This is a genomic window from Marinicauda sp. Alg238-R41 (assembly GCF_947331485.1).
GTDB lineage: Bacteria > Pseudomonadota > Alphaproteobacteria > Caulobacterales > Maricaulaceae > Marinicauda > Marinicauda pacifica.
This window is the reverse complement of record NZ_CAMZOJ010000001.1, coordinates 1,601,375-1,624,174: the sequence shown is the minus strand read 5'-3', so window position 1 is coordinate 1,624,174 and position 22,800 is coordinate 1,601,375. Positions and strand designations below refer to the sequence as shown.

The window sequence follows — 22,800 nt, the reverse complement described above, 5'->3', positions numbered from 1 at the left end:
CGTCAAGCCAGGGACACCGCTCATGACTCATCCCCGCCCGGTCGCCTGCGTCGGTCTCGTCGTCTGGAAGGACAACGAGGTGCTGCTGATCCGGCGCGGCCGGCCTCCGATGGAGGGCGCCTGGTCCATCCCCGGAGGCAAGATCGAGTTTGGCGAAAACACACAGGAAGCCGGGTTGAGGGAGCTGGCTGAGGAAACCGGAGTCGAGGCGCGCATCGAGACTCTTCTGGGTGTCTACGAGGCGATCGCTCCGGACAGCCATTACGTGCTGATCGACTTTACCGCCGAATGGGTGAGCGGCGATCCCGAGCCCGGCGACGATGCCAGCGAGGCCGAATTCGTGCCATTGGACGAGGCGCTTTCGCGCCTGTCATGGGACAAGACGCGTACGGCTGTGCAGGACAGCTTCCACGCGCGCGCCGCCTCAATCCAGCCGAAATCGAAAGGCAACTGACGTTTCATGATCGTTATGCTCCGCCCTCTCCTCATTCTCGCTGTCGCGCTCAGCGCCACGAGCGCACACGGGCAGACCTATCAGTCCGTGCAGGATCCCGCGGCTCCGGTCACGCGCGGCTATCCGGTGGAGGAGCTCGCAGGGATTCTCGGCGAACTGCACTACCTGTCCTTCGCGTGCGGCGGCGAGAACGATCAGCAATGGCGCGAAGTGATGCTGGAAATGCTCGACCTCGAGGCCCCGACCCGCGGCGCCTATCGCGAGCGGCTCGCCAACAGCTTCAACGAAGGCTTCCGCTTTCACGAACGGCGCCAGACACGCTGCGGCGCCGAGGCGGAGCTCGCGCGCGAGCAACTGGCCAGCCAGGGACGCGCGCTGGCGGAGTCCCTCGAGAACGAATATTTCAACTGACGCACCGATGTGCGGCTGCGGATTTCCGCGTCATTTCCGATTCTCGTGCAGGTAATGCAGAATATTCCATATTACACCTCAGATAGAAAATTCGGCGAGAAAGCGACTTTCCCTATTCTCAGGCCAAAATGACCCCTTTCAGGCTGTTTTGTGCAAGAGTCTTGCATAATTCTTCGGTAACCATTCGAGCGCACCCGTGAACGCATACGTTCAATCGGGGCATCGCAATGCACAAACTCACCTTAAGGCAGCAATTGGTTGGCGGCTTCCTGCTCGTCGCCATCCTCACCACGATCGTCGGCGCGATAGGATTTTTCGGCACGCGCGGCCTGGCGACCACCTTTACCCAGTATCGCGCAACCGCGCGTCAGAGCCTTCTGGTCGACGAGGTGAACGGAGACCTGGCCACCGCCCGTCTTGACGGGTTTCGCTGGCGTGCCAACGGCGACCCTGCCATCGCGCAGCAATTCGAAGCACGTATTGCCGAGTTGATCGAACTTCTCGACGAGGCCGAACTCTCCGCCCAGATACCCGAGGCCGAAGCGTATCTGGCAGCTTTCCGGCAAGCGCGCAGCCAACAGGCCATCCGCGACACGCAGGCCGAGATCATGGCGGAGTCCGGTCTTCAGGGTCGCATCGCGCTGACTGGTGTCACCGAGTCCGCCTATGCCGACGGAGACACAGAGGCCTCATTTTTTGCCTCCCTGGCCAAGGAGCACCTGCTTCTCGCCCGGCTGAACGCCGAGCGGTTTCTGGTCAGTAATCTTTCCGAAGATGCGCAGCGTGCCCGCTCCGAGATCGATCTCGCCCGGGGATCGCTGGCCACACTCCTGCCGCTCCTGCAAAACCCGGAGCGCCGCGCTCTGACTATGGAAGCGCAGCAACAGATTGATCTTTACGCGCAAGCGGTTGACGCCACGGTGACGGCGATCCTCACACGCAATCAGTATCTCGGTGAGATGGACACGGTTGGCCCGGCCATTTCCGGAGCCGCAAGCGAACGCCGCGCGGCCAATCTCGAACGGCAGAACACGCTCGGCCCGCAAGCTCAGGCCAGCGCGGAACGCACGCAGACGCTGGTGCTGGCTGCGGTGATTGCCGGCGCGCTCGCGGCCATCGCTCTGGGGCTGGTCTTCGCCAGCCAGATCAGCCGCGCCCTGGGCAAGATCACGACAAAGATGGGCTTGCTGGCAGACGGTGACACCTCGATCGAGATCGAAGGCGCAAATCGTGCTGACGAGATCGGCCACATGGCCCGCGCGCTGGAGATCTTCCGCGACAACACGATCAAGATGGAAGAGGCGCGCGCCGAAGCCTCGCAGGCCGAGACGCGCGCGCAGCAGGCCCGCCGTGAGGGGGCCCTGAAAATGGCCGACGCATTCGAGAGCTCGGTGGGAGGGATCGTCCAGGCCCTGGCCAAGGCCTCCGAGGGACTTGAAGCCAATGCGCGCGAGCTGAACAGCGCGGTTTCCCAGTCGGGAACGCGTTCCAGCTCGGTCGCCGCCGCTGCGGTTCAGGCCAGCGCCGGCGTCGAGGCTGTCGCCTCGGCCGCCGAGGAGCTGACCGCCTCCATCCAGGAAGTCTCCAGCCAGGTGAGTTCGGCCGCGACCGCGGCACGCAGCTCCAGTGACCATGCCCGCGTCAGCAGCGAGCAGCTGGACCGCCTGAACGAAGCGATTGTCGGTGTGGACGAGATCATCCGCTCCATCACCGGCGTTGCCGAGCAGACCAATCTGCTGGCACTCAACGCCACCATCGAAGCGGCCCGCGCCGGGGAAGCAGGCAAGGGGTTCGCGGTCGTGGCCAGCGAGGTGAAAACGCTTGCGCGCCAGACCCAGACCCTCACCGACGAGATCGACTCGCAGCTGAAGAAGATCGGCCAGGCCGCGACCGATGCCATCGGCTCGACGCGCGAGATCATCGGGCGCATCCGCGAAATCGACGATACGTCGTCTGCGCTGGCCGCAGCGGTGGAGGAACAGACCTCGGCGACCAGCGAAATCTCGGCCTCCGCCCAGCAGGCCGCACTCGGGGCCCGCACGGTCTCCGGCGACATCACCGGCGTGCAAAGCGCTGTGTCGGATTCTGAAAAGGTCGCACGGACGGTCGACCAGGCGGCGAGTGCGCTGCGGGCGCACTCCGATACGCTTCAGCGTGAAGTGGCGGACTTCCTGCAGAATGTCCGCGCTGCCTAGACGGCGCGCACAGGGTGAACAGATCGGGGCGGTCCGGCACTTGCCGGGCCGCCCTTCCCGTTTCTAGACCGCGCCGAGTGTCTCCACGAAGCGGCAGGCCTGGCCCGTGGACGGCCGGGTCAGCTCACCCTCGCGCATGACAGCGGTGCCGCGCACGATCGTCCCGACCGGCCAGCCCTTGACCCGCTCGCCGGTGAAGGGCGACCAGCCGCATTTGGACGCCAGCCAGTCTTCGGTGATCTCGCGCTCGGCATCCAGATCGACCAGCGTCACGTCGGCGTCGTAACCATTCGCGATCCGCCCCTTGCCGGCCAGGCCGAAAATGCGCTGCGGTCCGTGGCTGGTCAGGTCGACCAGGCGCTCTAGGCTCAGCCGGCCTTCGGCCACATGGTTCAGCATTAGCGGCAGCAGCGTCTGCACGCCCGGCATGCCGGACGGGCTCTGGGGATAGGGGCGATCCTTCTCCTCGATCGTATGCGGGGCATGATCGGAGCCCAGCACGTCGGCCACGCCCTGCGCGATACCGCGCCACAGCCCCATGCGGTGCTCGTGCCCGCGAATGGGCGGGTTCATCTGGGCATAGGCCTTCAGCCGCTCATAGGCCTCGGGCGCTTCCAGCGTGAGATGCTGGGGCGTGATCTCGACGCTCGCCACATCCTTGTGCTGTTCCAGGAAATCGATCTCCTGGGCCGTGGAGATGTGCAGCACGTGAATGCGCTTGCCCGCCTCGCGCGCCAGGCGCACGAGCCGCTCGGTCGACTGCATCGCCGCGGTCGCGTCGCGCACCTCCTCATGGCTCGTCCAGTCGCCGTCGCGGGCGAGACTGCGGCGGTCGGCCAGGCGGAACTCGTCTTCGGAATGGAAGGCTGCCCGGCGCTCGATGACCTTCAGCACCGCAGCGACGCCCTCATCGTCATCGACCAGCAAATCCCCGGTCGAGGCGCCCATGAAGACCTTCACGCCGCAGCACCCGCGCATGCGCTCCATCTCGCGCAGCACGGCCGGGTTCTCCTTGGTCGCCCCGGCATAGAAGGCAAAGTCGCAATGCATGCGGTCGGTGCCGCGCTTGACCTTGTCTTCCATCAGGTCGGGCGTGATCGTGGAGGGCTTGGTGTTGGGCATCTCGAACACGGCGGTCACCCCGCCCATCACCGCGGCGCGGCTTCCCGACTCCAGGTCTTCCTTCCATTCGAGGCCCGGCTCGCGGAAATGGACCTGGCTGTCGATGATGCCGGGCAGCACGTGCAGGCCGGTCGCGTCGATGACTTCGCCGGCCTGGTCGGCGGACAGATTGCCGACGGCGGCAAACTTGCCGTCGCGAATCCCGACATCGGCGCGCGCGCGCCCGGCGTGGCTGACCACGGTGCCGCCCTTGATAATCGTGTCAAACGTCTCGCTCATCGTTTCACGTGCTCCTCGATCAGACTTTCCGCTGCGGCGATCACCGGTTCAAGTTCCAGATCACCCATCAGGCTTTCGGAGGCAAAGCGCAACCGCGCCCGTTCGCGCTCATCGGCCGGGCCACCGGCGCGAATGGCGCGCGCTTTGCGCCCCCACGGCCCGTACAGGCGCTCGTCGGTGGGTCCGAACAGGCCCAGCGTCGGCGTGCCGGCCGCAGCCGACAGGTGCATCAGTCCGGAGTCGTTGCCTACGAACAGGCTGGCCTTTTCCAGACAGGCCGCAGCCTCGTCGATGGCCAGCTTTCCGGTCAGGTCGATCACCCGGTCCGGGTCGAGCCCGGCGGTTGCTTCGCGCGCTGCCGCCTCGTCGCCCGGTCCGCCGAACACCGCGATCCGCGCGCCGGCCAGCGCCCCGTCCGGGCCGGTCAGGTGCGCGGCGAGCGCCGCGAAGCGCTCGCACGGCCATTCCTTGAAGGGCGCGGCCGCCGCCGGCGCGATCGCCAGTATGGCCCCCTCGCCGCCCAGCAGTGTCTCGGCTTTCGCCCGCGCCGCCTCGCTCGACCACACCGTGGGCGCTGGCGGCGGGGACAGGCCGATTACCGAAGCCGCCTCCTCCACCTTGTGGACCGGCGCGCTCGCGCCTGATGCCTTGCGTTTGACGTGGCGCTTGCCGGCCAGCAGGAACCAGCTCGTGGCCGAGGCTCGCAAGTCGATCACGATATCCCAGCGCCGCGTCACCGTACGCCGCCACAGATCGATCCAGTGCCCGCCGCCGGCCCGCTTGGCCATCACGATCACCTCGTTCACGCCGGGCGCATGGGCAAACAGCGGCGCGGCCAGCGGTCCGCACGCGACGGTCACGCGCGCATCCGGGTATGTCCTGGCCAGATGGTCCAGCAGACCGGAGGACAGGACCGCATCGCCGATGCGGGTGGAGGTGATGAAGAGTATCCGCGTCATGTGAGCGCCGCACTTACCCTGTTGCGCGCAATCTTGCCAGCGTTCGCGATCAGGCCCATGTACCGGGCCACCCGCAAGAGAGGCTTCGCCCATGACCCGACCGGCATTTCTGACCGCGCTGCCCGACCGGGCCGTCATCGAGATCACCGGCGCGGACGCCAGGACCTTCCTTCAGCGGGTCATCACCAAAGGCCCGGCCGGCCTCGAACCCGGCCGCGCGCAATTCTCCGCGCTGCTTACTCCGCAAGGCAAGGTGCTGGCCGACTTCTTCCTGTTCGACAATGGCGAGGGCGGCCTCTTCATCGACCTGCCCGCCAGCGAGGCGGAGGCGCTGCTCAAGCGTCTCTCGCTCTACCGCCTGCGCGCCGACGCCTCGATCGCCCCGCGCGCCGACCTGGCCGTGGCGCAGGCGCGCGGCGAAGGCGAGGCGGAGCTGGCCACCCTTGCCCTTGCCATCTCCCCCGATCCGCGCCGCGCGCAAATGGGCCAGCGCGCCATCGTGCCGGCCGGCGGGCCGGTCGATGAAGACGAGTACGAGGCCGCTCGGATCGGTGAGGGTCTGCCCGAATTCGGCAAGGATTACGGACCGGCCGAGGTCTTTCCCACCGATGTGAACCAAGATCTTATGGCCGGCATCGACTACAAGAAAGGCTGCTTTGTCGGCCAGGAAGTCGCCAGCCGGATGCATCGCAAGGGCGGCGTGAGAAAGCGCACCGTCCGCGTGTCAGCCGATAACGCGCTCGAGACCCAGGCCCCGGTCAGCTCCGGTGAAACGCCGCTGGGCACGATCACCTCGACCGCCGGCAAGGACGCCCTGGCGCGCGTGCGCCTCGACCGGCTCAGGGCCGCCCTGGAGCGCAACGAAACACCCGAATCCGGCGGCTGCTCCCTCGAGATCACCCAGGACCTGGACACGTTTTAGGAGGACTCGGTGCGGTCCCCGGACCCCGCCTTTGAGGAGTCGCGCATCGCGTCGTGCGCCTTTGATTTACCGGCCTGCCCGCCGGGCTTGTCGCCTCGATGGACCGGAGGCGGCCAGCTTCCCCGCTGAGCGACCCCCACTTCGATCAGACGCCAGTGATCCTTGTCCAGAAGCTCTTCGGCCATGTCCTGCGGCAGGTGGGGCGTCTCTTGCGGGCTGACCATCGCTCGAAAATAGCGCCCGGTTTCGCGGATCTGGATATGGGCCCCGTGATAGCGTTCCCCCAGAGCGTCGAGGATGCGATCGGCGTCAGGCTCGATTTCCATGGAGCCAAGCTTGCGCGGCGCACCGTCGAGCAGCGAGGTCGTGGACAGGCGCAGGCCCGTCAATCCATCCTTGAGGATTGACAGCGATATGAGCACCGCCATCGCGGAGTCCGCCCACCACAGCCCCAGCGCGATGCCCAGAACGCCGGCGATACCCGCCACGCCGGTCTGCCAGTCCGCAGCGTTGGTATCGGCATCGATGTAGAGAACTTCATCGTTGATCTGCCGGGCCAGCTTGCGCTTCTTGCGTCCGAGGATGACCGGCGGAATCACCGAGAAAACGAGTGCGCCGATCATCAGCCAGCCCAGCCACACCTGGTGTTCGAAGATCGTGCGCGAGCCAATGCTGGGATGCTCCATCTTGATAAGGCCCATCGCGCCTTCATACAGAAGAAAGCCACCGATCGCGGCCAGTGCAGCCGCGGACAGGAAAAACGCGAGTGACCCCGCACGGAAGAAGCCATAGGGAAATTCCTTGCTGGGCGGCAGGCGTTCGATCCAGCGCGTGATCAGGAAGAAGGCCGGGGCCAGCAGCGAGAGCATGTCTTCGATCCAGGCGGTGCGGAATGCTTGCGAGCCACCGGCTACCACCCCCATTACGATGACGATGGCGACCAGCCAGAACAGGGTTTGCCACTCCAGCCGCTCGGCCTCGTGAAGTGCCTTGTCGACCTCCGGCGGCCGACGTGGATCCATCGGATTGGAAATATGTCCGCTCATGACGGCTTCTCTTGCTGGTAGAGATAGCGATCGGCCGCGAGCAGAAAGGCGTTCTCGCCCGCGCGCACGCCCCACACACGCTCATCCCCGTCCGGACCGGAGAAGGGTCGGGTGAAGCCGGCCTCCTTGAACGGGGTCTTGCGGGGAAAAGAGGCGATCATGTCCAGCTCGCCGCGCTCCAGCTTGTTGACCAGATGATGAACTTCCCCGGTGTCGTAGCGGATTTGCGCTACTCCAAGGTATTGCGCGAAGCCCTCCACCCGCTCCCGGTCGGCGCGAACTTCCGCCTCATCCAGGATCAGGCCCACGCGAAGTTCGCCTCCATGCACGCGCTCCAGCGTGCCTCGGGGATCGTTAGGGAGGCCCCGCCCGCACGCCGTCAGCGCGAAAACGAGCAGAGAGAACAACACGGTTCGCATCACGCACAGCGAACGCGGCGCCGATTAAAGCGTTCCACGCCCGCCCAGGCAGCGTGGTCCAGCCCTGCGGCACGCTGCCGCGTGGCAACTGGCCATCGTGACGAGCCTGTGAGAGGAATTACTAGAAGGACACGTATGGGTCTGGAAGAATCCGAAAGGTCTTCGCTCCATGTTCGATTTCGACGCTGTCTTGCTGGCCCGCATCCAGTTTGCCTTCACCATCGCGTTTCACTTCCTGTTTCCCGCCTTCACCATTGGGCTCGCAAGCTTCCTGGCGGTGCTCGAAGGCCTATGGCTGTGGACCGGGCGCGAGGTTTTCCTGCGGCTGTTCAAGTACTGGGTGAAGATTTTCGCCGTCGCGTTCGGCATGGGTGTCGTGTCCGGCATCGTGATGACCTACCAGTTCGGCACCAACTGGTCGGTCTTCTCGGAGCGGACCGGAGCGATACTGGGGCCGCTCATGGCCTACGAAGTTCTCTCGGCTTTCTTCCTGGAGGCCGGCTTTCTGGGGGTGATGCTGTTCGGCCTGAACAAGGTGGGCAAGAAGCTTCACTTCATGGCCACCTGCCTGGTCGCGTTCGGCACCTTCTTCTCCGCCTTCTGGATTTTGTCGGTGAACAGCTGGATGCATACCCCGGCCGGGTTCATCCTGACCGATACCGGCGTCTTCCATCCGGACAACTGGCTGGAAATCGTCTTCAATCCCTCCTTCCCCTACCGGCTGCTGCACACGGTGACCGCGGCCTATCTGACCACCGCGTTCGCGGTGGGGGCCGTGGGCGCCTGGCACCTGCTGAAGAACAAGGCCGACCCGGCCGCGCGCGTCATGCTGTCCATGGCGATGTGGATGGCGGCCATCGTCGCGCCGGTCCAGATATTCCTGGGCGATCTGCACGGGCTGAACACGCTGGAGCACCAGCCGGCCAAAATCGCCGCCATGGAGGGCCATTTCGAGCCGATGGAGGGCGCACCGCTCATCCTGTTCGGCCTGCCCAACGAACAGACCGGCGAGGTGGAGATGGAAGTGTCCATCCCTCACCTGTCCGCCTGGATTCTCACCCATGACTGGAACGGCGCGACGCCGGGCCTGTCCGACTTTGCAGAGGAAGACCGGCCGCCGGTCGCGATCGTGTTCTGGAGCTTCCGCATCATGGTCGGGCTGGGCATGCTGATGGCCCTGACCGGTCTGGTCAGCCTCTATCTGCGCTGGCGCGGGCGGCTGTATGACAGCGCGTGGTTCCACCGCCTCGCCCTGGCGATGGGACCGTCCGGCTTCGTCGCCGTGATTGCCGGCTGGATTACCACCGAGGTAGGGCGCCAGCCCTATGTCGTCTACAATCTCCTGCGCACCTATGATGCGGCTTCGCCGGCCAGCGCCGGCGAGGTGGCAACCTCCCTCATCGTTTTCATCGTGGTCTATTTCATCGTGTTCGGGGCGGGCACGTTCTACATCCTGCGCCTGATGGGCAAAGGCCCGGAAGACCCGCAGAGCGAGGATGAACCCGCAGCCCCGACCCGCGCGGCCGGTCCCGGCCAGCGGCCGAGATCAGGGGAAGGATTTTCGTCATGAATGAAGCGCTTGTCCTGACCTGGGCCTTTCTTCTGGCCTTTGCCGTGCTCGCCTACGTAATCCTGGACGGGTTCGACCTGGGCATCGGCATCCTCCTGCCCTTCGCGCGCGATGACGACGACCGCGACATCATGATCAACTCCGTCGCGCCGGTCTGGGACGGTAACGAGACCTGGCTCATCCTGGGCGGCGGCGGGCTGTTTGCCGTCTTTCCGCTCGCCTACGCGATCATCATGCCCGGAATCTATCTGCCCGCCCTCTTCATGCTGATGGGCCTGGTGTTTCGCGGGGTCGCCTTCGAATTCCGGTTCAAGACGATCCGCGCGCGTCGCTACTGGGATTGGGGGTTCATCGCCGGCTCGGCGCTCGCCGCCTTCATGCAGGGCGTAATCCTGGGAACCATCATCTCGGGAATCGAAACCGATGGACGTCAGTTTACCGGCGGCGCCTTTTCCTGGTTCTCCGGCTTTTCGATGCTGACGGGTCTCAGCGTCGTGATCGGCTACGCGCTGCTCGGCGCAGGCTGGCTGGTGCTGAAGACCGAAGGCCAATTGCAGTCGCGCATGCGCACGCTCGCCCTGCCCGCCCTGGGCGGCACGCTGCTGGCCATCGCCGCGGTCAGTGCGTGGACACCCTTTCGCCACCCCGAAGTCGCAGAGCGTTGGTTTGCCTGGCCGAATATCGCTTTCCTCAGCCCGGTTCCCCTGCTCGTGGCGGGCCTCGCCGCGCTGGTTTTCTACGGCCTGACCAGCCGGCGCGAGCTGATGCCATTCCTGGCCTCGATCGGACTTTTCACACTCAGCTTCATCGGACTGGGGATCAGTTTCTTCCCCTATGTCGTTCCTGAGTCAGTCACCATCTGGGAAAGCGCCGCGCCGTCCAGCTCGCTCTGGTTCATGCTGGCCGGAGCTGCCGTGCTCCTGCCGCTGATCCTGGCATACACGGCTTATGCCTACTGGATCTTCCGAGGCAAAGTCACCAAGGAGACGGGCTATCACTAAATTCGATCACAATCGCTATTCGGACGATTCCGGCGACCGCCCGCTCTGGTCGAGGCTGGCCTGGTTTGCCGTGCTGTGGTCCGGGTCCGTACTTGTGCTGATGACGGTGGCCTATTTCATCCGCCTCGCGATTCTCTGACGCTTTCCTTCGTTCCCGGTTTGATCTAATCGGAGGAGAGTCGAAGGAGACCGTCCATGCCGCATCGCTGTCCCTGGCCGGGGGAAGACCCGCTCTACATCGCCTATCACGATACCGACTGGGGTGTGCCGGAGTATGACGACCGGGCGCTGTACGAGAAACTGGTCCTGGATGGCTTCCAGGCAGGTCTCTCCTGGATCACCATCCTGAGGAAGCGGGAGAATTTCCGCGAGGCCTTCGACCGATTCGATCCGCAGGCCATCGCGCGCTATGGCGAGGCTGATATCGACCGCCTGCTGGCCAATTCCGGCATCGTGCGCTCGCGCGCCAAGATCGAGGCCGCCATTCAGGGCGCCCGGGTCTGGTGCGATATCCAGGACAGTCCGCGCGGATTCTCCCAGCGCCTCTGGGACTTTGTCGACGGCGCGCCGGCAACCCACCACTACGCCAGCATGGCCGAGGTGCCGGCTCAGACCCCGACCAGCCAGGCCATGAGCAAGGAGTTGAAATCGCTTGGTTTCAAGTTCTGCGGCCCGGTCATCGTCTACGCCTTCATGCAGGCGGTCGGCATGGTCAACGATCACCTGACCGGGTGTTTCCGGCACGAGGAAGTCGCCCGGCTGAACACGCCGGCCTCTGCCTGACTGCGCCCGCGCGGCGCATTGACGCGCTGCAAGGTCGACAGGGCGCGTCTCCCGGCGATAGTTTGTCACTTGAACAAGTGACTCTGTCGCGGGTTGGGAGAGTATATGACCGCCGCCATGATCCGTTCCACGGGCCTGTGGACACCGGAAGATTCCATTTCGAATGAAGAGCTTGTGAGCTCGTTCAACGCGTATGTTGAGCGCTACAACGAGACTCATGCAGACGAGATCGAGCGCGGCGAGATCGAGCCTCTTTCCCCGTCCTCGGTGGAGTTCGTGGAAAAGGCCTCCGGCATCAAGTCCCGCTATGTGGTCGACAAGTCCGGCGTGCTCGACATCGAACGCATGGTCCCGAACGTTCCGGCACGCGACAACGACGAGCTGTCCATCCTCGCCGAGATCGGCGTGAAGGCCTGCCGCGACGCTCTGGAGCGTGCGGGCAAGACGGCCCAGGACATTGACGGCGTCATCGTGGCCGCATCCAACATGCAGCGCGCCTATCCCGCCGTCGCCATAGAAGTCCAGGACGCGCTCGGTATTGACGGTTTCGCCTTCGACATGAACGTGGCCTGTTCCTCTGCGACCTTCGGCATCCAGGCCGCCGCCGACATGATTGCCGCCGGCCACGCGCGCGCCATCCTGGTGGTCAATCCCGAAATCTGCTCGGGGCACCTGAACTGGCGCGACCGCGACAGCCATTTCATCTTCGGCGATGTGGCCACCGCCATCCTGCTGGAGCACGAAGATCTCGGCGAAGGCGGCTGGGCCATTCTCGGCACCAGGCTCAGAACGAAGTTTTCCAACAATATCCGCAATAATTTCGGCTTCCTGAACCGCGCCGAACGCCCTGCCGGCGACAATACGCCCGTCCCGAACGGCGCGCCGAAGGACGACAGACTATTCGTCCAGGAAGGCCGCAAGGTCTTCAAGGAAGTCGTGCCCATGGTCTCCGACATGATCCGGACGCACATGGACGAACTCTCCATCACGCCGGACGATCTCAAACGCGTCTGGCTGCACCAGGCCAATATCAACATGAATCTGATGATCGCCAGGAAGGTGTTCGGACGCGAGGCCGGCGGCAAGGACGCGCCGACCGTCCTGGACGAATACGCCAACACCTCGTCCGCCGGCTCGGTCATCGCCTTCCACCTGCACTCGCAGGACATGCAGGCCGGCGACCGCGGCGTGCTGTGCAGCTTCGGCGCCGGCTATTCGGCCGGCACCGTCTTCGTGGAGAAGCGGGGGTGAGCGCGCCCGACGTGCTGAGCGCGCGCATCCTCGCCAAGACCAACGAATACCTCGATTTCCCCAGCGTCGTGGGCCACGAAACGCCCTTCCTCGACCATCTGGCCCGCGACTTTGAAAGCCTCGGCCACACCGTCCACCGCCCGCGCAATCTGTGCGTGGTCGAGCTCGGGGACGGTCCGGTCATGCTCGCCCATGTCGACCGGCATGGCGGCGTGGTCGATGGAGGCGGGGCGATCATCTACGCCGCCCACGCCATCAAGAACGACAAATATGGCGAGCAGGCCCCGGCATCGGCCGATCTCGCGGCCAAAGTGCGTGAGCGCTATGTCGGCGAGGAAGTCTTCGCCTATGACCGTCTGACCGGCGGGCGCATCGCCTACGGCACGATCGACGGCGTGGAGCAGAACCCGGACGGGCATATTCGCCTGGACGTGCCCGACCTGCCCGCGCTCGATGCCGGCACGCCGGTCGCCTTCGCCCGCCGTCTCGAACGCGGCAATGCCTATGTGGTGGGCCAGCTGGACAATCCGGTTTCCGCGGCGGTTCTGCGGGTCTGCGCCGAGCAGGGCCTGACGGGAACCCTCGTCTTCACTGCGGAGGAGGAGATCGGCCGGTCCGCTGAGCATTTCCTGGGCTGGGCGGATGCGTCCCTGAAAACGCGCCAGGACCTGCTCGTGCTCGACACAACGCCGTTCGACGACGGCGCGATCAGCCAGGCCGGGGCCGTGGTGCTGCGCCGCCGCGACGCGACCGCCGACTTCAACGATGCGATGTATGATCGCCTGCATGCCGCCGCGAAGGCCTGCAACGCGCCCATCATCACCAAGTGCGAATACATCACCGCGGAAAACGCCGCCCGCGAAGCCCAGGGCCTGGCGGCCAAGTCGCTCGGCCTGACCGAGCTCGGAAAGATCACCGCCCGGTCGAAAGGCGCGTTCGCCGGCACCACCTTGCAGGTGCCGACCTTCAACTACCACTCCAATCAGGAGAGCACGACGCCGCAGGCGCTCGTCGCCTATGCGCGAACGCTGATCGCGGCGTCCAACGCCCGGCCCTGACCGGGCCGGGCGCGGCCCGTCACAGCCTCGTGTTTTCGGTCACCTTGTAGACCAGGTCGTCGCCGTCGGCCTCGTGGATGGTCACGTAATCGCCCAGCCGCAGCGCGTGATCGCCCAGCCGGTAGACCGGCTCGTCCGGCCCTTCGTCCTCTTCGTCATAATGGAAGAACCAGTTCTTGCCGCGATGGGCGAGCCAGCCATCCGCGCGCTCGTCCTCGTCCGGGCTGAACCGCTCGACCACGCAATCGGTCTTGTGCGCTTTCCACAAATCGGGATCCAGACGCCCCTCGCCGTTCAGCGGGGCATGGATGAGATAGCCGCGATCGTCGTCCCCGCCGGGAAATCCGGCGTCGGGATTGCGCGACAGGCGAAGGACCACTCGGGTCAGGGCCATGGCGTAAAACTCTCCGTGTTGAAAACAGTGTCAGTGCGCGATCAGCAGGGACGGCCCGTCGACCGCCTGGAGCAGCGTGCGGGTCACGCCGCCGAAAATGAACTGGGTGATGCGCGAATGCCCGTAGGCGCCCGCCACCAGAAGGTCGCTGTCGGCGGCCGCATCCAGCAGGCCTTCGCCCAGACCGCCCTTGCCCGCCACCTTGCGGCTTTTCGCCTCGATGCCGCGTGCCGCCAGCCAGTGCGTGAGCCGGTTCGGCGCCGCAGCCGCGCGGTCCTGATAATCCAGATTGCGGTCGGAGTGCAGGATGGTCACCTCCACGCCGGGGCGAAGCAGCGGATCGGCCGCCATGGCCGCGCGCGCGGCTTCCTTCGATCCGTCCCACGCCATGCACACGCGCTTCGGCGCGATCTCGCCCGAGCGCGGCACGTAGAGCGGACACGCCTCGTCGACCAGGCAGGAGGCGGTAAAGTCGGCCAGTGATCCCTTGCCCGCGGCGGCCTCCGGGCAGGCGACCAGAAGCCGGATCAGGCGCGCCTGCTCGGCCGCTTCGGCCGGGCTGTCGGTAATCCGCTTGAACGAGGCACCCGGGTGATCGCCGCCCAGCATGCGGTCGAAGCGCGCCTTGGCGTCCTCGCACGCCCGGTCGGATTCCTCGCGCACCGCATCGATGGCGGTCGACACGACCGAGGCGCCCGCCGCGCCGGGTCCCGACCACATCATGTAGGTCGCCGGGTCGGGCTCCACGAACAGGCCGCGAATGTCGGCATCGAACAGCGGCGCCAGTTTCAGCGCCGCCTCAAGCGGGCGCTCGTCGGATTGAGCGCCCTGAAGCGGGACAAGTATGCGTTCACGGGCCATGGTCGGGCGATCTCCTGTTGCAGGAATACTGGTTGACCAGGCCGGTTGCTCCGGCCTTTCCTTCAACGTATGCCCTTCCGGCCCGTTCCGGGAGAGGAAGATCGTAAAAAAAGTAGGGACATAATGGCACGCCCGGCCTCCGCATCGAAAAAACCCAGAGCCTGGCAACGCATGCTCTCCGGGCGGCGGCTCGACCTGCTGGATCCCTCGCCCTTCGATATCGAGATTGACGACATCGCCCAGGGCCTCGCCCGCGTCGCGCGCTGGAACGGCCAGACGAAGGGCGATCACGCCTTCTCCGTCGCCGAGCATTCTGTCATCGTGGAAGCGCTGTGCGCAGAGCTGCAGCCGGACTGGCCGGCCAAATGGCGCCTCGCCGCCCTGTTGCACGACGCCCCCGAATACGTGATCGGCGACATGATCAGCCCGTTCAAGGCGGCCCTGGGCTATGACTACAAGGCGTTCGAACACAGGCTGGAAACGGCGATCCATGCCCGTTTCGGCCTGCCGGGCGAACTGCCCAAAACGGTGCACAAGACGATCAAGCAGGCCGACCGGATCAGCGCCTTCTTCGAGGCGGTCGACATTGCCGGCTTCTCGGTGGAAGAGGCGCGCCAGTTCTTCGACGCCCCGCCGCCCGGCCTGCGCGTGGAGATCAACCCGCGCCCGGCCGCCGAAGCGCAGCAGCTTTTCCTGGAGCGGTTCGCCGATCTGATCGACGACATCGAGAACCGGTCCCGACGTGTCGCGGGCCGGCGGATATGAGATCGGCCCCGCCCCTCAAACCGGCCGGCTATGACGGGCTTGTCGTCGGGCTGAATGCGGTGATCTTCGCGGCCAAGGAGTCCGAAATCTCCGTTCTGGTCGCCAAGGGCGTCGCGACGCCGGAGACCGCCCTGCCCTTCGGCCCCTTCGACCCGGAAAAGCACCGCACCTTCGAGATCGGCCTGCGCGAATGGGTGCGCGAGCAGACCGGCTTCGAGCTCGGCTATGTCGAACAGCTCTACACCTTCGGCGATCGCGGACGCGAGGCGCCGCTGGCGGCCCTGGCGGGCGCGGAGGGCGGGCGCGTCATCTCCGTGGGCTATCTTGGCCTCGCCCCCGAACCGCGCACCCTGAAGGGCGCCGGGGCGAGTTGGGCGCCCTGGTCGCGCTTCTACCCGTGGGAAGATCATCGCGGCGGCCGTCCGGCGGTCCTGAACGAGGTGATCGAACCGGCGCTGCGCAACTGGATCGACGAGGCGGCCGGGCCGGGCGCCCGCGCCGCGCGCTACGACCGGGCGCGCGCCACCTTCGCCCTGGATGACGCGCCCTGGACCGAGGAACGCGCGCTCGACCGCTATGAATTGCTGTACGAGGCCGGGCTGGTCCCCGAAGCGGCCCGCGACCAGAGCGGAGAGCATTTCGCCCACCCGATCGAGGGCCTCGGCGAACCCATGGCCTCCGACCACCGCCGCATCCTCGCCACTGCCATTTCCCGCCTGCGCGGCAAGCTGAAATACCGCCCCGTCGTCTTCGAGCTGATGCCCGAACTCTTCACCCTCTCCCAGCTCCAGCGCGTGGTCGAAGCCATCGCAGGCTATCCGATCCACAAGCAGAATTTCCGCCGCGCCCTCGACCGCGCCGGCTTCGTCGAAGGCACGGGCCGCATGCAGTCCCAGACCGGCGGCCGCCCCGCCGAACTCTACCGCTTCCGCCGCGAAGCCGTCCGCAAAGGCGAAGTCCTCGGCCTCGCCACCCCGAGGCTGAAAGACGGCGCGTAACCGGTCTTCGCTCCCCGACGCAAGCCGGGGCCCAGGAGAGGACAGGGTGCTGCCTTTTGGTGACGGCATTCCACGATCCCTGGATCCCGGATCAAGCCCGGGATGACGAAGGTTTATAGCATTGAATTAAGTAACTTATCCCTGTTCGTCATTCCGGCCGAGCGAAGCGAGAGCCGGAACCCAGAGAGGACAGGGCGCCATCGAACAGGCCGTCATCCGATCCTTCGAGGCTCGCTACGCGAGCACCTCAGGATGAGGGAGAGGCAGACATCAAGCTACTGAATTAAATGATAAAAATAACTCCCCCCTCCCCAACCCACTCCCCTCATGCTGAGGTGCGAGCAAAGCGAGCCTCGAAGCATCGGAGGGCAAGTGCCGCCCCAACCTTTCGTCATTCCGGCCGAGCGAAGCGAGAGCCGGAACCCAGAGAGGACAGGGTGCCACCCTCTGATGACGGCATTCCACGATCCCTGGATCCCGGATCAAGTCCGGGATGACGAAGGTTTATAGCATTGAATTTAAATAACTTATCCCTGTTCGTCTTTCCGGCCGAGCGAAGCGAGAGCCGGAACCCAGAGAGGACAGGGTGCCATCGATCAGGCCGTCATCCGACCCTTCGAGGCTCGCTACGCGAGCACCTCAGGATGAGGCGAGGCAGACATCAAGCCATTGTACTAAAATATAAAACTACACCATCTCCCCAGCCCACCCCCCTCATGCTGAGGTGGGCGCGCAGCGCCCCTCGAAGCATCGGATGGCAAGCTCAAGCGGAAACCGGCGTGTGCCGCGCTTCACCAAAGCATGCATGCAAGCGGCACCATGCTTCCAAATGTTACAAATCGAAAGGCAAACTTAAGACGGCGGCTAATCCAGCGGACCCCGCCAATCTTTTCGTATAGATTGGGGTTGTATAAAGCACGTATCGTTATGCGTTGGTTATACTTTGTTCTATCCATATGATCTATATATAGCGCTAATACTACGTGCGCCGATATCATCGTCAAAAATATAAAAGTACACATCTCACGGCTCTCAATTTCCGATAGTCCGGCAGTGAGCCAAGAGGTCAGTTTCAGGAATTGTGATCGGTGGCACGCCCTCTTCCTCTGCGGATTGGAGCGCGCGAATTGCAGGTCGGTAATTTACTTGAGCAGCTCGCCGCAGCAGCGCAATGCCGTAGTGTTGCAGCGGGGTGTCTTTCCACATCTGGTAAAGACGATACTGGGCTTCTGGCAAACCCGATAACGGGCGAGGAGTTGTGATGTAGGTCGAGCCGACACGTTGCCGATCGAATCGGGACGTCCCGGTCGTGGCCGCGAGACGAAGCCAACACTCTCCCTCGGTCGGATTTCCCTCGGCTACCAGGCGGTCGCCAATCTCCAGGGCCAGATATGCCGCCCTGAGGGTCTGATCGAGCGAGTGTCCAACAGCTCGATACTCCTGCATGAGCGCCTCGGTCGAACGCTCGGCTTGTTGCTCGGAGAAGGAGGAAAAGCCGTCAGGCGCCCAATGCTCGTCTGGTGTCGAACAGGCGAACAGGAGACACACCGCTCCTAGAAGACCGATGGCTGTTTGAAATTTCTTCACCCCACACCCCCTCCCCCATGAGACGTCCGGCCAGAAACAGGCAAGCCGTCCGCCGCGCACGGACTTTGCGCGGCGAATTCGCGCGAATGGCGAGTTTGCGCGGGGCCGGGCGTGCTGACAAGGGACGGTTTCGGGCTTGGTCAGGCTTTGATTTGCAGAAATGGATGATGTCATCTTTCTTTCCCAGCGAACGCTGGGACCCAGAGAACGTAGGGCGCTACGTCCTCTCTGGGTCCTGACTTTCGTCAGGAAAGAGGGGATATTTCGTCCCAAGAACGTCATCCCGGCCGAGCGAAGCGAAAGCCGGGATGACAGTGGCGAGGCCCAACGCCACGCGAACGCTGGACTCCTCGCTCCCCGACGAAAGTCGGGGCCCAGGAAGGGCCGGATTGCCACCCCTCTGATGACGGCATTCCACGATCTCTGGGTCCCGGATCAAGTCCGGGATGACGAGGTATATAGCATTGAATTTAAATGATTTATCTTACTTCGTCATTCCGGCAGAGCGAAGCGAGAGCCGGAACCCAGAGAGGACAGGGTGCTGCCCTCTGATGACGGCATTCCACGATCTCTGGGTCCCGGATCAAGTCCGGGATGACGAGGTATATAGCATTGAATTAAATAAGTTATCTCTCTTCGTCATTCCGGCCGAGCGGAGCGAGAGCCGGAACCCAGAGAGGACAGGGTGCCGGCATCCGATCCTTCGAGGCCCGGCTTTGCCGGGCACTCAGGATAAGGGCCTGGGGAACCAACGCCCTCTCCCCAACCCACTCCCCTCATGCTGAGGCGCTCGCCGCCAGGCGAGCCTCGAAGCATCGGAGGGAAAGCCCGCCCCGAAACACCCCGGCCAGGAGGCCCCAGCCGAAGATTTATCTTGCCCCGCCCCTTGTCGCGGGTGTAATCCATCCCACCTTAGGCTCAAAGAGAGCATAAAAGGCGTGTGACACTCACCTTGAGACGATCACGCCGATTTTTCTGGCCTACGAAATGCTCAAAGCGAGCAAAAGGAGGACACCATGGACCGGATGGACGTCATCGCCCCCGAAGGCTCCACCGTCACGCAGACGCCGGATACCGGTTTTTCCGGCTCTGGCGGCGCCTCCTCACCCGTGTGGCCGGACGCAAGCGAGCTGGTCTATGACGACGGCGTCAAGGCGCGCGTCGATCATCTCTATACGCGCGTGAAGGATGTCGTGACGCCGATGGAGTGGCCGCAATTCGCGCCCGTCATCGACGCCATCCTGCGCCTTAAGGAAGAGCGCGGCGCGACCATCCTGGCGCACAACTACATGACGCCGGAAATCTTCAACTGCGTCGGCGACATCACCGGGGACTCGCTGAAACTCGCCCAGGTCGCCGCCGAGGCCGAGGAGGACGTGATCGTCCAGGCCGGTGTGCACTTCATGGCCGAGACCGCGAAAATCCTGTCGCCGGAAAAGACCGTGCTGATCCCCGACATGGAGGCCGGCTGCTCGCTGGCCAGCTCCATCACCGGCGCCGATGTCCAGCGCATCAAGGCGGCCTATCCCGATTATCCGATCGTGACCTATGTGAACACCTCCGCCGAGGTGAAGGCGTATTCCGACATTTGCTGCACGTCCTCGAACGCCGTTCAGGTCGTCGAGGCGGTGGCGCAGCAATGGGATACCGATACCGTCATCATGATCCCGGACGAATATCTCGCCAAGAACGTGGCCGCCCAGACCGGCATCAAGATCCTGACCTGGAAGGGCAGCTGCGAGGTGCACGAGCAGTTCACCCCCGAAGACATCGACGATCTGCGCGCCGCCCACCCGGATGCGGTCATCCTGACCCACCCCGAATGCCCGCCGGACGTGATGGCCCGCGCAGACTTTGCCGGCTCGACCGGCGCGATGGCGGCCTATGTCAAGGACAAGGCCCCCTCCAAGGCCATCCTGATCACCGAATGCTCGATGAGCGACAATGTCTCGGTCGAGAACCCGGACACGGTCTTCGTGAAGCCGTGCAATCTGTGCCCGCACATGAAGCGGATCACGCTGACCGGCATCTACGAAGCCCTGCGCGACATGAAGCACGAGGTCGAGGTCGACCCGGTCATCGCGCAAAAGGCCCGCGCCAGCCTGCAGGCCATGCTGGACCTGCCCAAGCCGGATGCTCCGCCGCATTTCGATACCGGGCGCGACATCATCAACGTGCCCTATGTGAGCGTATAAGCGGTGGATCGCACCGGTCTCACCCCCTCCAACGCTGAAACCCCGGGCGAGCCAAAGGCGAGACCCGGGGCCTCGGCACGAGCCCGCGGCCCGGTCCTGGCTCTGCGCCCCGGATCGTGTCCGGTACTTGGCCGGGATTACACGAGGGACGCCCGATGACCCGCCCCCTTCTCATTGCCGGGGCCGGCATTGCCGGCCTGTGGGCCGCGCTGCATGCGGCCCCGCGCAAGGTCATCCTGCTGACCGGCTCGAAGCTGGGCGAGAATGCCTCCACCGGCTGGGCCCAGGGCGGCGTCGCCGCCGCGCTCGCCGAGGACGACAGCGCCGCGCTGCACGCGCAGGACACGCTGGAGGCCGGCGCCGGTCTTGTGAACGCCGAAGCGGCCCGCCTGCTGGCGGCTGCCGGAGCGGATGAAATTCGCGCGCTCGATGCCCTCGGGGCAAAGTTCGAGCGCGACGCCGACGGGCGCTGGGCGCTGTCGCGCGAAGCGGCCCACTCGCGCCACCGCGTGGCGCGCATGAGGGGCGACCAGGCCGGCGCCGGCATCCTGGCCGCGCTGATCGCCGCGGCCAAAGCCGCCCCCCATATCGAAATCCGCGAATCGTGGCGCGCCGAAAGCCTGCTGAGCGATACGGACGGCGGGTGCGCGGGCATCCTCGCCCGGCGCCCCGATGGCCGGCTGGAGCCGGTCGAGGCCGATGAAACCATTCTGGCGCTGGGCAGCCTGTGCGGGCTCTACGGCGTCACCACCGTGCCCTTCACCAGCCAGGGCAAGGCGCTGGTCATGGCCGCCCGTCTGGGCGCAGTCATCGAAGACCCCGAATTCGTCCAGTTCCACCCGACTGCCATCGATGTCGGGCGCGACCCGGCCCCGCTGGCGACCGAGGCACTGCGCGGCGAAGGCGCGATCCTGATCGACGCGAAGGGCCATCGCTTCATGCGCCAGGTCCACCGCGATGCGGAGCTGGCCCCGCGCGATGTCGTGGCGCGCGCGGTTCACCGCCAGGTGCGCAGCGGACGCGGCGCCTTTCTCGATTGCACCGGGGCGGTCGGGGCGGCCTTCCCCGATCACTTCCCGGCGGTGTTCACCGCCTGCATGGAGGCCGGGATCGATCCGCGCACGACCCCCGTCCCGGTGGCCCCGGCCGCGCACTACCACATGGGCGGCATCGCGACGAATCTTGACGGCTTTACCGGCGTGGCCGGCCTCTATGCGGTGGGAGAATGCGCGTCGACCGGCGTGCACGGCGCCAACCGCCTGGCCTCCAATTCTCTTCTGGACGGGCTGGTCTTCGGACGGCGCGCCGCCCTGGCCTGCCGCACCTCGACGCGCCGGGCCGGACCCGCACTCACCGCAGAGCCGGGCCGCGACCTGCCTCCGCTCGCCCTTAAGCGTCTGCGCCAGATGATGGCGCGCGAAGCCGGGGTCGAACGCGACCGCGCCGGGCTGATGCGCGCGGCGTCCCTGATCGACGAGCTGGAGGCCCGCCACGGCGCTTGCGACGCGCTTGTCTCGGCGCGCTTCGTCGTTCACGGGGCCCTGGCGCGAGACGAAAGCCGCGGCGGTCATTTCCGGACCGATTTCCCCGCCACGAAGGCGCACGGCGTCCATACCCGCCTGACCCTGGACGCCCTGTGCGATGTCTGTCCCTCTCCCCTGCTTGCCGCCGGACCTGCCGAATGAATTACCCTATCCCCGCCGGCCTCGTCTCCGACACGGTCTCCCGCGCGCTTGCCGAGGATCTGGGCGGGCGCGGCGACATCACCTCGCTCGCGACGATCGAACCGGGGATAGCCGCCGAGTTCACGATCGCGTCGCGATCGAAAGGCGTGCTGGCGGGGATAGAAGCGGCCAACGAGACGTTTTTTCAGGTCGAGCCTCAGTTAGACGTCACATGGCTGCGCGATAACGGCGAAGAGCTGCATTCCGACACGGCGATAGCGGTCGTACGCGGCGATGCGCGTGCCGTCCTGACAGCCGAGCGTACAGCATTGAATTTCCTCGGCCGGATGTCGGGGATAGCGAGCCTCACCCGCGATTACGCCGCCGCGATAGCGGGGACAGGCGCGGTCGTGGCGCACACCCGCAAGACCACGCCGACGCTGCGCGCCTTCGAGATCGCCGCCGTGCGCGCCGGGGGCGGCGCCGCTCACCGCTTCGGGCTCGACGATGCAATTCTAATTAAAGACAACCACGTAGCGGTTTGCGGCGGGGTGGCCGAAGCCGTCACCCGCGCCCGGCGCTATGCCGGTCACATGACCCGCGTCGCCGTCGAGATCGACCGGCTCGACCAGCTCGACGCCGCGCTCAAGGCCGGGGCCGAGAGTATCCTGCTGGATAACTTCTCTCTGGAAGAGCTGAGCGAGGCGGTACGCCGGGTGAAGGGCCGCGTGACCCTCGAAGCGTCGGGCGGAGTCACGCTGAAGACCGTGCGCGCCATCGCCGAAACCGGCGTGAACGTCATCTCGGTCGGCGCGCTCACCCACTCCGCGCCCAATTTCGACATCGGGCTCGACGCGGCTTAACCT

Annotated in this window: 22 protein-coding genes; 15 read left to right on the top strand and 7 right to left on the bottom strand. The window is 65.2% G+C overall.

Annotated elements, in window-relative coordinates:
* Window positions 1–22 precede the first annotated feature (22 nt).
* The 3 genes from PGP17_RS07745 (at window position 23) to PGP17_RS07735 (ending at window position 3,060) form a co-directional block, all read left to right on the top strand.
* The gene (locus PGP17_RS07745) at window positions 23–454 is read left to right on the top strand and encodes an NUDIX hydrolase (protein ID WP_135943366.1); all 432 of its coding nucleotides are present in this window, start codon (window positions 23–25) and stop codon (window positions 452–454) included.
* Window positions 455–460: 6 nt separating this feature from the next.
* Window positions 461–865 carry a TIGR02301 family protein gene (locus PGP17_RS07740; protein ID WP_233342126.1) on the top strand — a complete coding sequence of 135 codons (405 nt, stop codon included), beginning with the start codon at window positions 461–463 and terminating at the stop codon, window positions 863–865.
* Between the two features lie 227 nt (window positions 866–1,092).
* Window positions 1,093–3,060, top strand: a complete 1,968-nt coding sequence (locus tag PGP17_RS07735) for a HAMP domain-containing methyl-accepting chemotaxis protein (RefSeq protein WP_270374855.1) — start codon at window positions 1,093–1,095, stop codon at window positions 3,058–3,060.
* Between the two features lie 63 nt (window positions 3,061–3,123).
* Here the strand turns inward: PGP17_RS07735 and PGP17_RS07730 are convergent, their stop codons facing one another.
* On the bottom strand, window positions 3,124–4,461 hold the full coding sequence (locus PGP17_RS07730) for a dihydroorotase (protein ID WP_135943364.1): 1,338 nt from the start codon (window positions 4,459–4,461) through the stop codon (window positions 3,124–3,126).
* Window positions 4,458–5,420 carry a glycosyltransferase family 9 protein gene (locus PGP17_RS07725; protein WP_270374854.1) on the bottom strand — a complete coding sequence of 321 codons (963 nt, stop codon included), beginning with the start codon at window positions 5,418–5,420 and terminating at the stop codon, window positions 4,458–4,460. Before PGP17_RS07725 ends, PGP17_RS07730 begins: the two co-directional genes overlap by 4 nt.
* A gap of 91 nt (window positions 5,421–5,511) precedes the next feature.
* Here PGP17_RS07725 and ygfZ point away from each other — a divergent pair, with 91 nt between their 5' ends.
* Entirely contained in the window at window positions 5,512–6,342 is an 831-nt protein-coding gene (gene ygfZ, locus PGP17_RS07720) for a CAF17-like 4Fe-4S cluster assembly/insertion protein YgfZ (protein ID WP_270374853.1), read from the top strand.
* On the opposite strand, the gene PGP17_RS07715 is transcribed toward ygfZ, so the two are convergent.
* Both PGP17_RS07715 and PGP17_RS07710 read right to left on the bottom strand, forming a co-directional pair.
* A complete protein-coding gene (locus PGP17_RS07715; RefSeq protein WP_270374852.1) occupies window positions 6,339–7,388 on the bottom strand; it encodes a cation transporter in 1,050 nt (349 codons plus the stop codon). The two genes, ygfZ and PGP17_RS07715, sit on opposite strands and share 4 nt — an antisense overlap.
* On the bottom strand, window positions 7,385–7,807 hold the full coding sequence (locus PGP17_RS07710) for a hypothetical protein (RefSeq protein WP_135943361.1): 423 nt from the start codon (window positions 7,805–7,807) through the stop codon (window positions 7,385–7,387). Before PGP17_RS07710 ends, PGP17_RS07715 begins: the two co-directional genes overlap by 4 nt.
* A gap of 169 nt (window positions 7,808–7,976) precedes the next feature.
* Here PGP17_RS07710 and PGP17_RS07705 point away from each other — a divergent pair, with 169 nt between their 5' ends.
* The 6 genes from PGP17_RS07705 (at window position 7,977) to PGP17_RS07680 (ending at window position 13,470) form a co-directional block, all read left to right on the top strand.
* Window positions 7,977–9,377: a cytochrome ubiquinol oxidase subunit I gene (locus PGP17_RS07705; RefSeq protein WP_135943360.1), complete on the top strand. Its 1,401-nt coding sequence runs from the start codon at window positions 7,977–7,979 to the stop codon at window positions 9,375–9,377.
* Window positions 9,374–10,378 (top strand): cytochrome d ubiquinol oxidase subunit II, encoded by a 1,005-nt coding sequence (cydB, locus tag PGP17_RS07700; protein ID WP_135943359.1) that lies wholly within the window; start codon window positions 9,374–9,376, stop codon window positions 10,376–10,378. The genes PGP17_RS07705 and cydB overlap by 4 nt, the downstream gene beginning before the upstream one ends.
* Window positions 10,326–10,517: a DUF2474 domain-containing protein gene (locus tag PGP17_RS07695; protein WP_135943358.1), complete on the top strand. Its 192-nt coding sequence runs from the start codon at window positions 10,326–10,328 to the stop codon at window positions 10,515–10,517. Before cydB ends, PGP17_RS07695 begins: the two co-directional genes overlap by 53 nt.
* 56 nt (window positions 10,518–10,573) lie before the next feature.
* Window positions 10,574–11,161: a DNA-3-methyladenine glycosylase I gene (locus tag PGP17_RS07690; protein WP_135943357.1), complete on the top strand. Its 588-nt coding sequence runs from the start codon at window positions 10,574–10,576 to the stop codon at window positions 11,159–11,161.
* A 105-nt stretch (window positions 11,162–11,266) separates the two neighbouring features.
* On the top strand, window positions 11,267–12,412 hold the full coding sequence (locus tag PGP17_RS07685; protein WP_270374851.1) for a beta-ketoacyl-ACP synthase III: 1,146 nt from the start codon (window positions 11,267–11,269) through the stop codon (window positions 12,410–12,412).
* Complete coding sequence (locus tag PGP17_RS07680) at window positions 12,409–13,470, top strand: hypothetical protein (RefSeq protein WP_270374850.1); 1,062 nt, start codon at window positions 12,409–12,411, stop codon at window positions 13,468–13,470. Before PGP17_RS07685 ends, PGP17_RS07680 begins: the two co-directional genes overlap by 4 nt.
* A 19-nt stretch (window positions 13,471–13,489) precedes the next feature.
* Here PGP17_RS07680 and PGP17_RS07675 read toward each other — a convergent pair whose 3' ends face one another.
* Together PGP17_RS07675 and PGP17_RS07670 are read right to left on the bottom strand one after the other, a co-directional pair.
* Window positions 13,490–13,864, bottom strand: coding sequence for a hypothetical protein (locus PGP17_RS07675; RefSeq protein ID WP_135943354.1), 375 nt, complete (start codon window positions 13,862–13,864; stop codon window positions 13,490–13,492).
* Between the two features lie 30 nt (window positions 13,865–13,894).
* On the bottom strand, window positions 13,895–14,725 hold the full coding sequence (locus tag PGP17_RS07670) for a universal stress protein (protein ID WP_270374849.1): 831 nt from the start codon (window positions 14,723–14,725) through the stop codon (window positions 13,895–13,897).
* A gap of 123 nt (window positions 14,726–14,848) precedes the next feature.
* Here PGP17_RS07670 and PGP17_RS07665 point away from each other — a divergent pair, with 123 nt between their 5' ends.
* On the top strand, window positions 14,849–15,490 hold the full coding sequence (locus PGP17_RS07665; protein ID WP_270374848.1) for an HD family hydrolase: 642 nt from the start codon (window positions 14,849–14,851) through the stop codon (window positions 15,488–15,490).
* Window positions 15,487–16,488, top strand: a complete 1,002-nt coding sequence (locus PGP17_RS07660) for an NUDIX hydrolase (RefSeq protein ID WP_135943352.1) — start codon at window positions 15,487–15,489, stop codon at window positions 16,486–16,488. The genes PGP17_RS07665 and PGP17_RS07660 overlap by 4 nt, the downstream gene beginning before the upstream one ends.
* Before the next feature lie 1,032 nt (window positions 16,489–17,520).
* Here the strand turns inward: PGP17_RS07660 and PGP17_RS07655 are convergent.
* A complete protein-coding gene (locus tag PGP17_RS07655; protein WP_270374847.1) occupies window positions 17,521–18,249 on the bottom strand; it encodes a hypothetical protein in 729 nt (242 codons plus the stop codon).
* Window positions 18,250–19,091: 842 nt separating this feature from the next.
* On the opposite strand from PGP17_RS07655, the gene nadA reads away from it, so the two are divergent.
* The 3 genes from nadA (at window position 19,092) to nadC (ending at window position 22,797) form a co-directional block, all read left to right on the top strand.
* Window positions 19,092–20,270, top strand: a complete 1,179-nt coding sequence (gene nadA, locus PGP17_RS07650; RefSeq protein ID WP_270374846.1) for a quinolinate synthase NadA — start codon at window positions 19,092–19,094, stop codon at window positions 20,268–20,270.
* Window positions 20,271–20,425: 155 nt separating this feature from the next.
* Window positions 20,426–21,955, top strand: coding sequence for an L-aspartate oxidase (locus PGP17_RS07645; RefSeq protein WP_270374845.1), 1,530 nt, complete (start codon window positions 20,426–20,428; stop codon window positions 21,953–21,955).
* Complete coding sequence (nadC, locus tag PGP17_RS07640; protein WP_270374844.1) at window positions 21,952–22,797, top strand: carboxylating nicotinate-nucleotide diphosphorylase; 846 nt, start codon at window positions 21,952–21,954, stop codon at window positions 22,795–22,797. The genes PGP17_RS07645 and nadC overlap by 4 nt, the downstream gene beginning before the upstream one ends.
* Window positions 22,798–22,800: the final 3 nt, after the last annotated feature.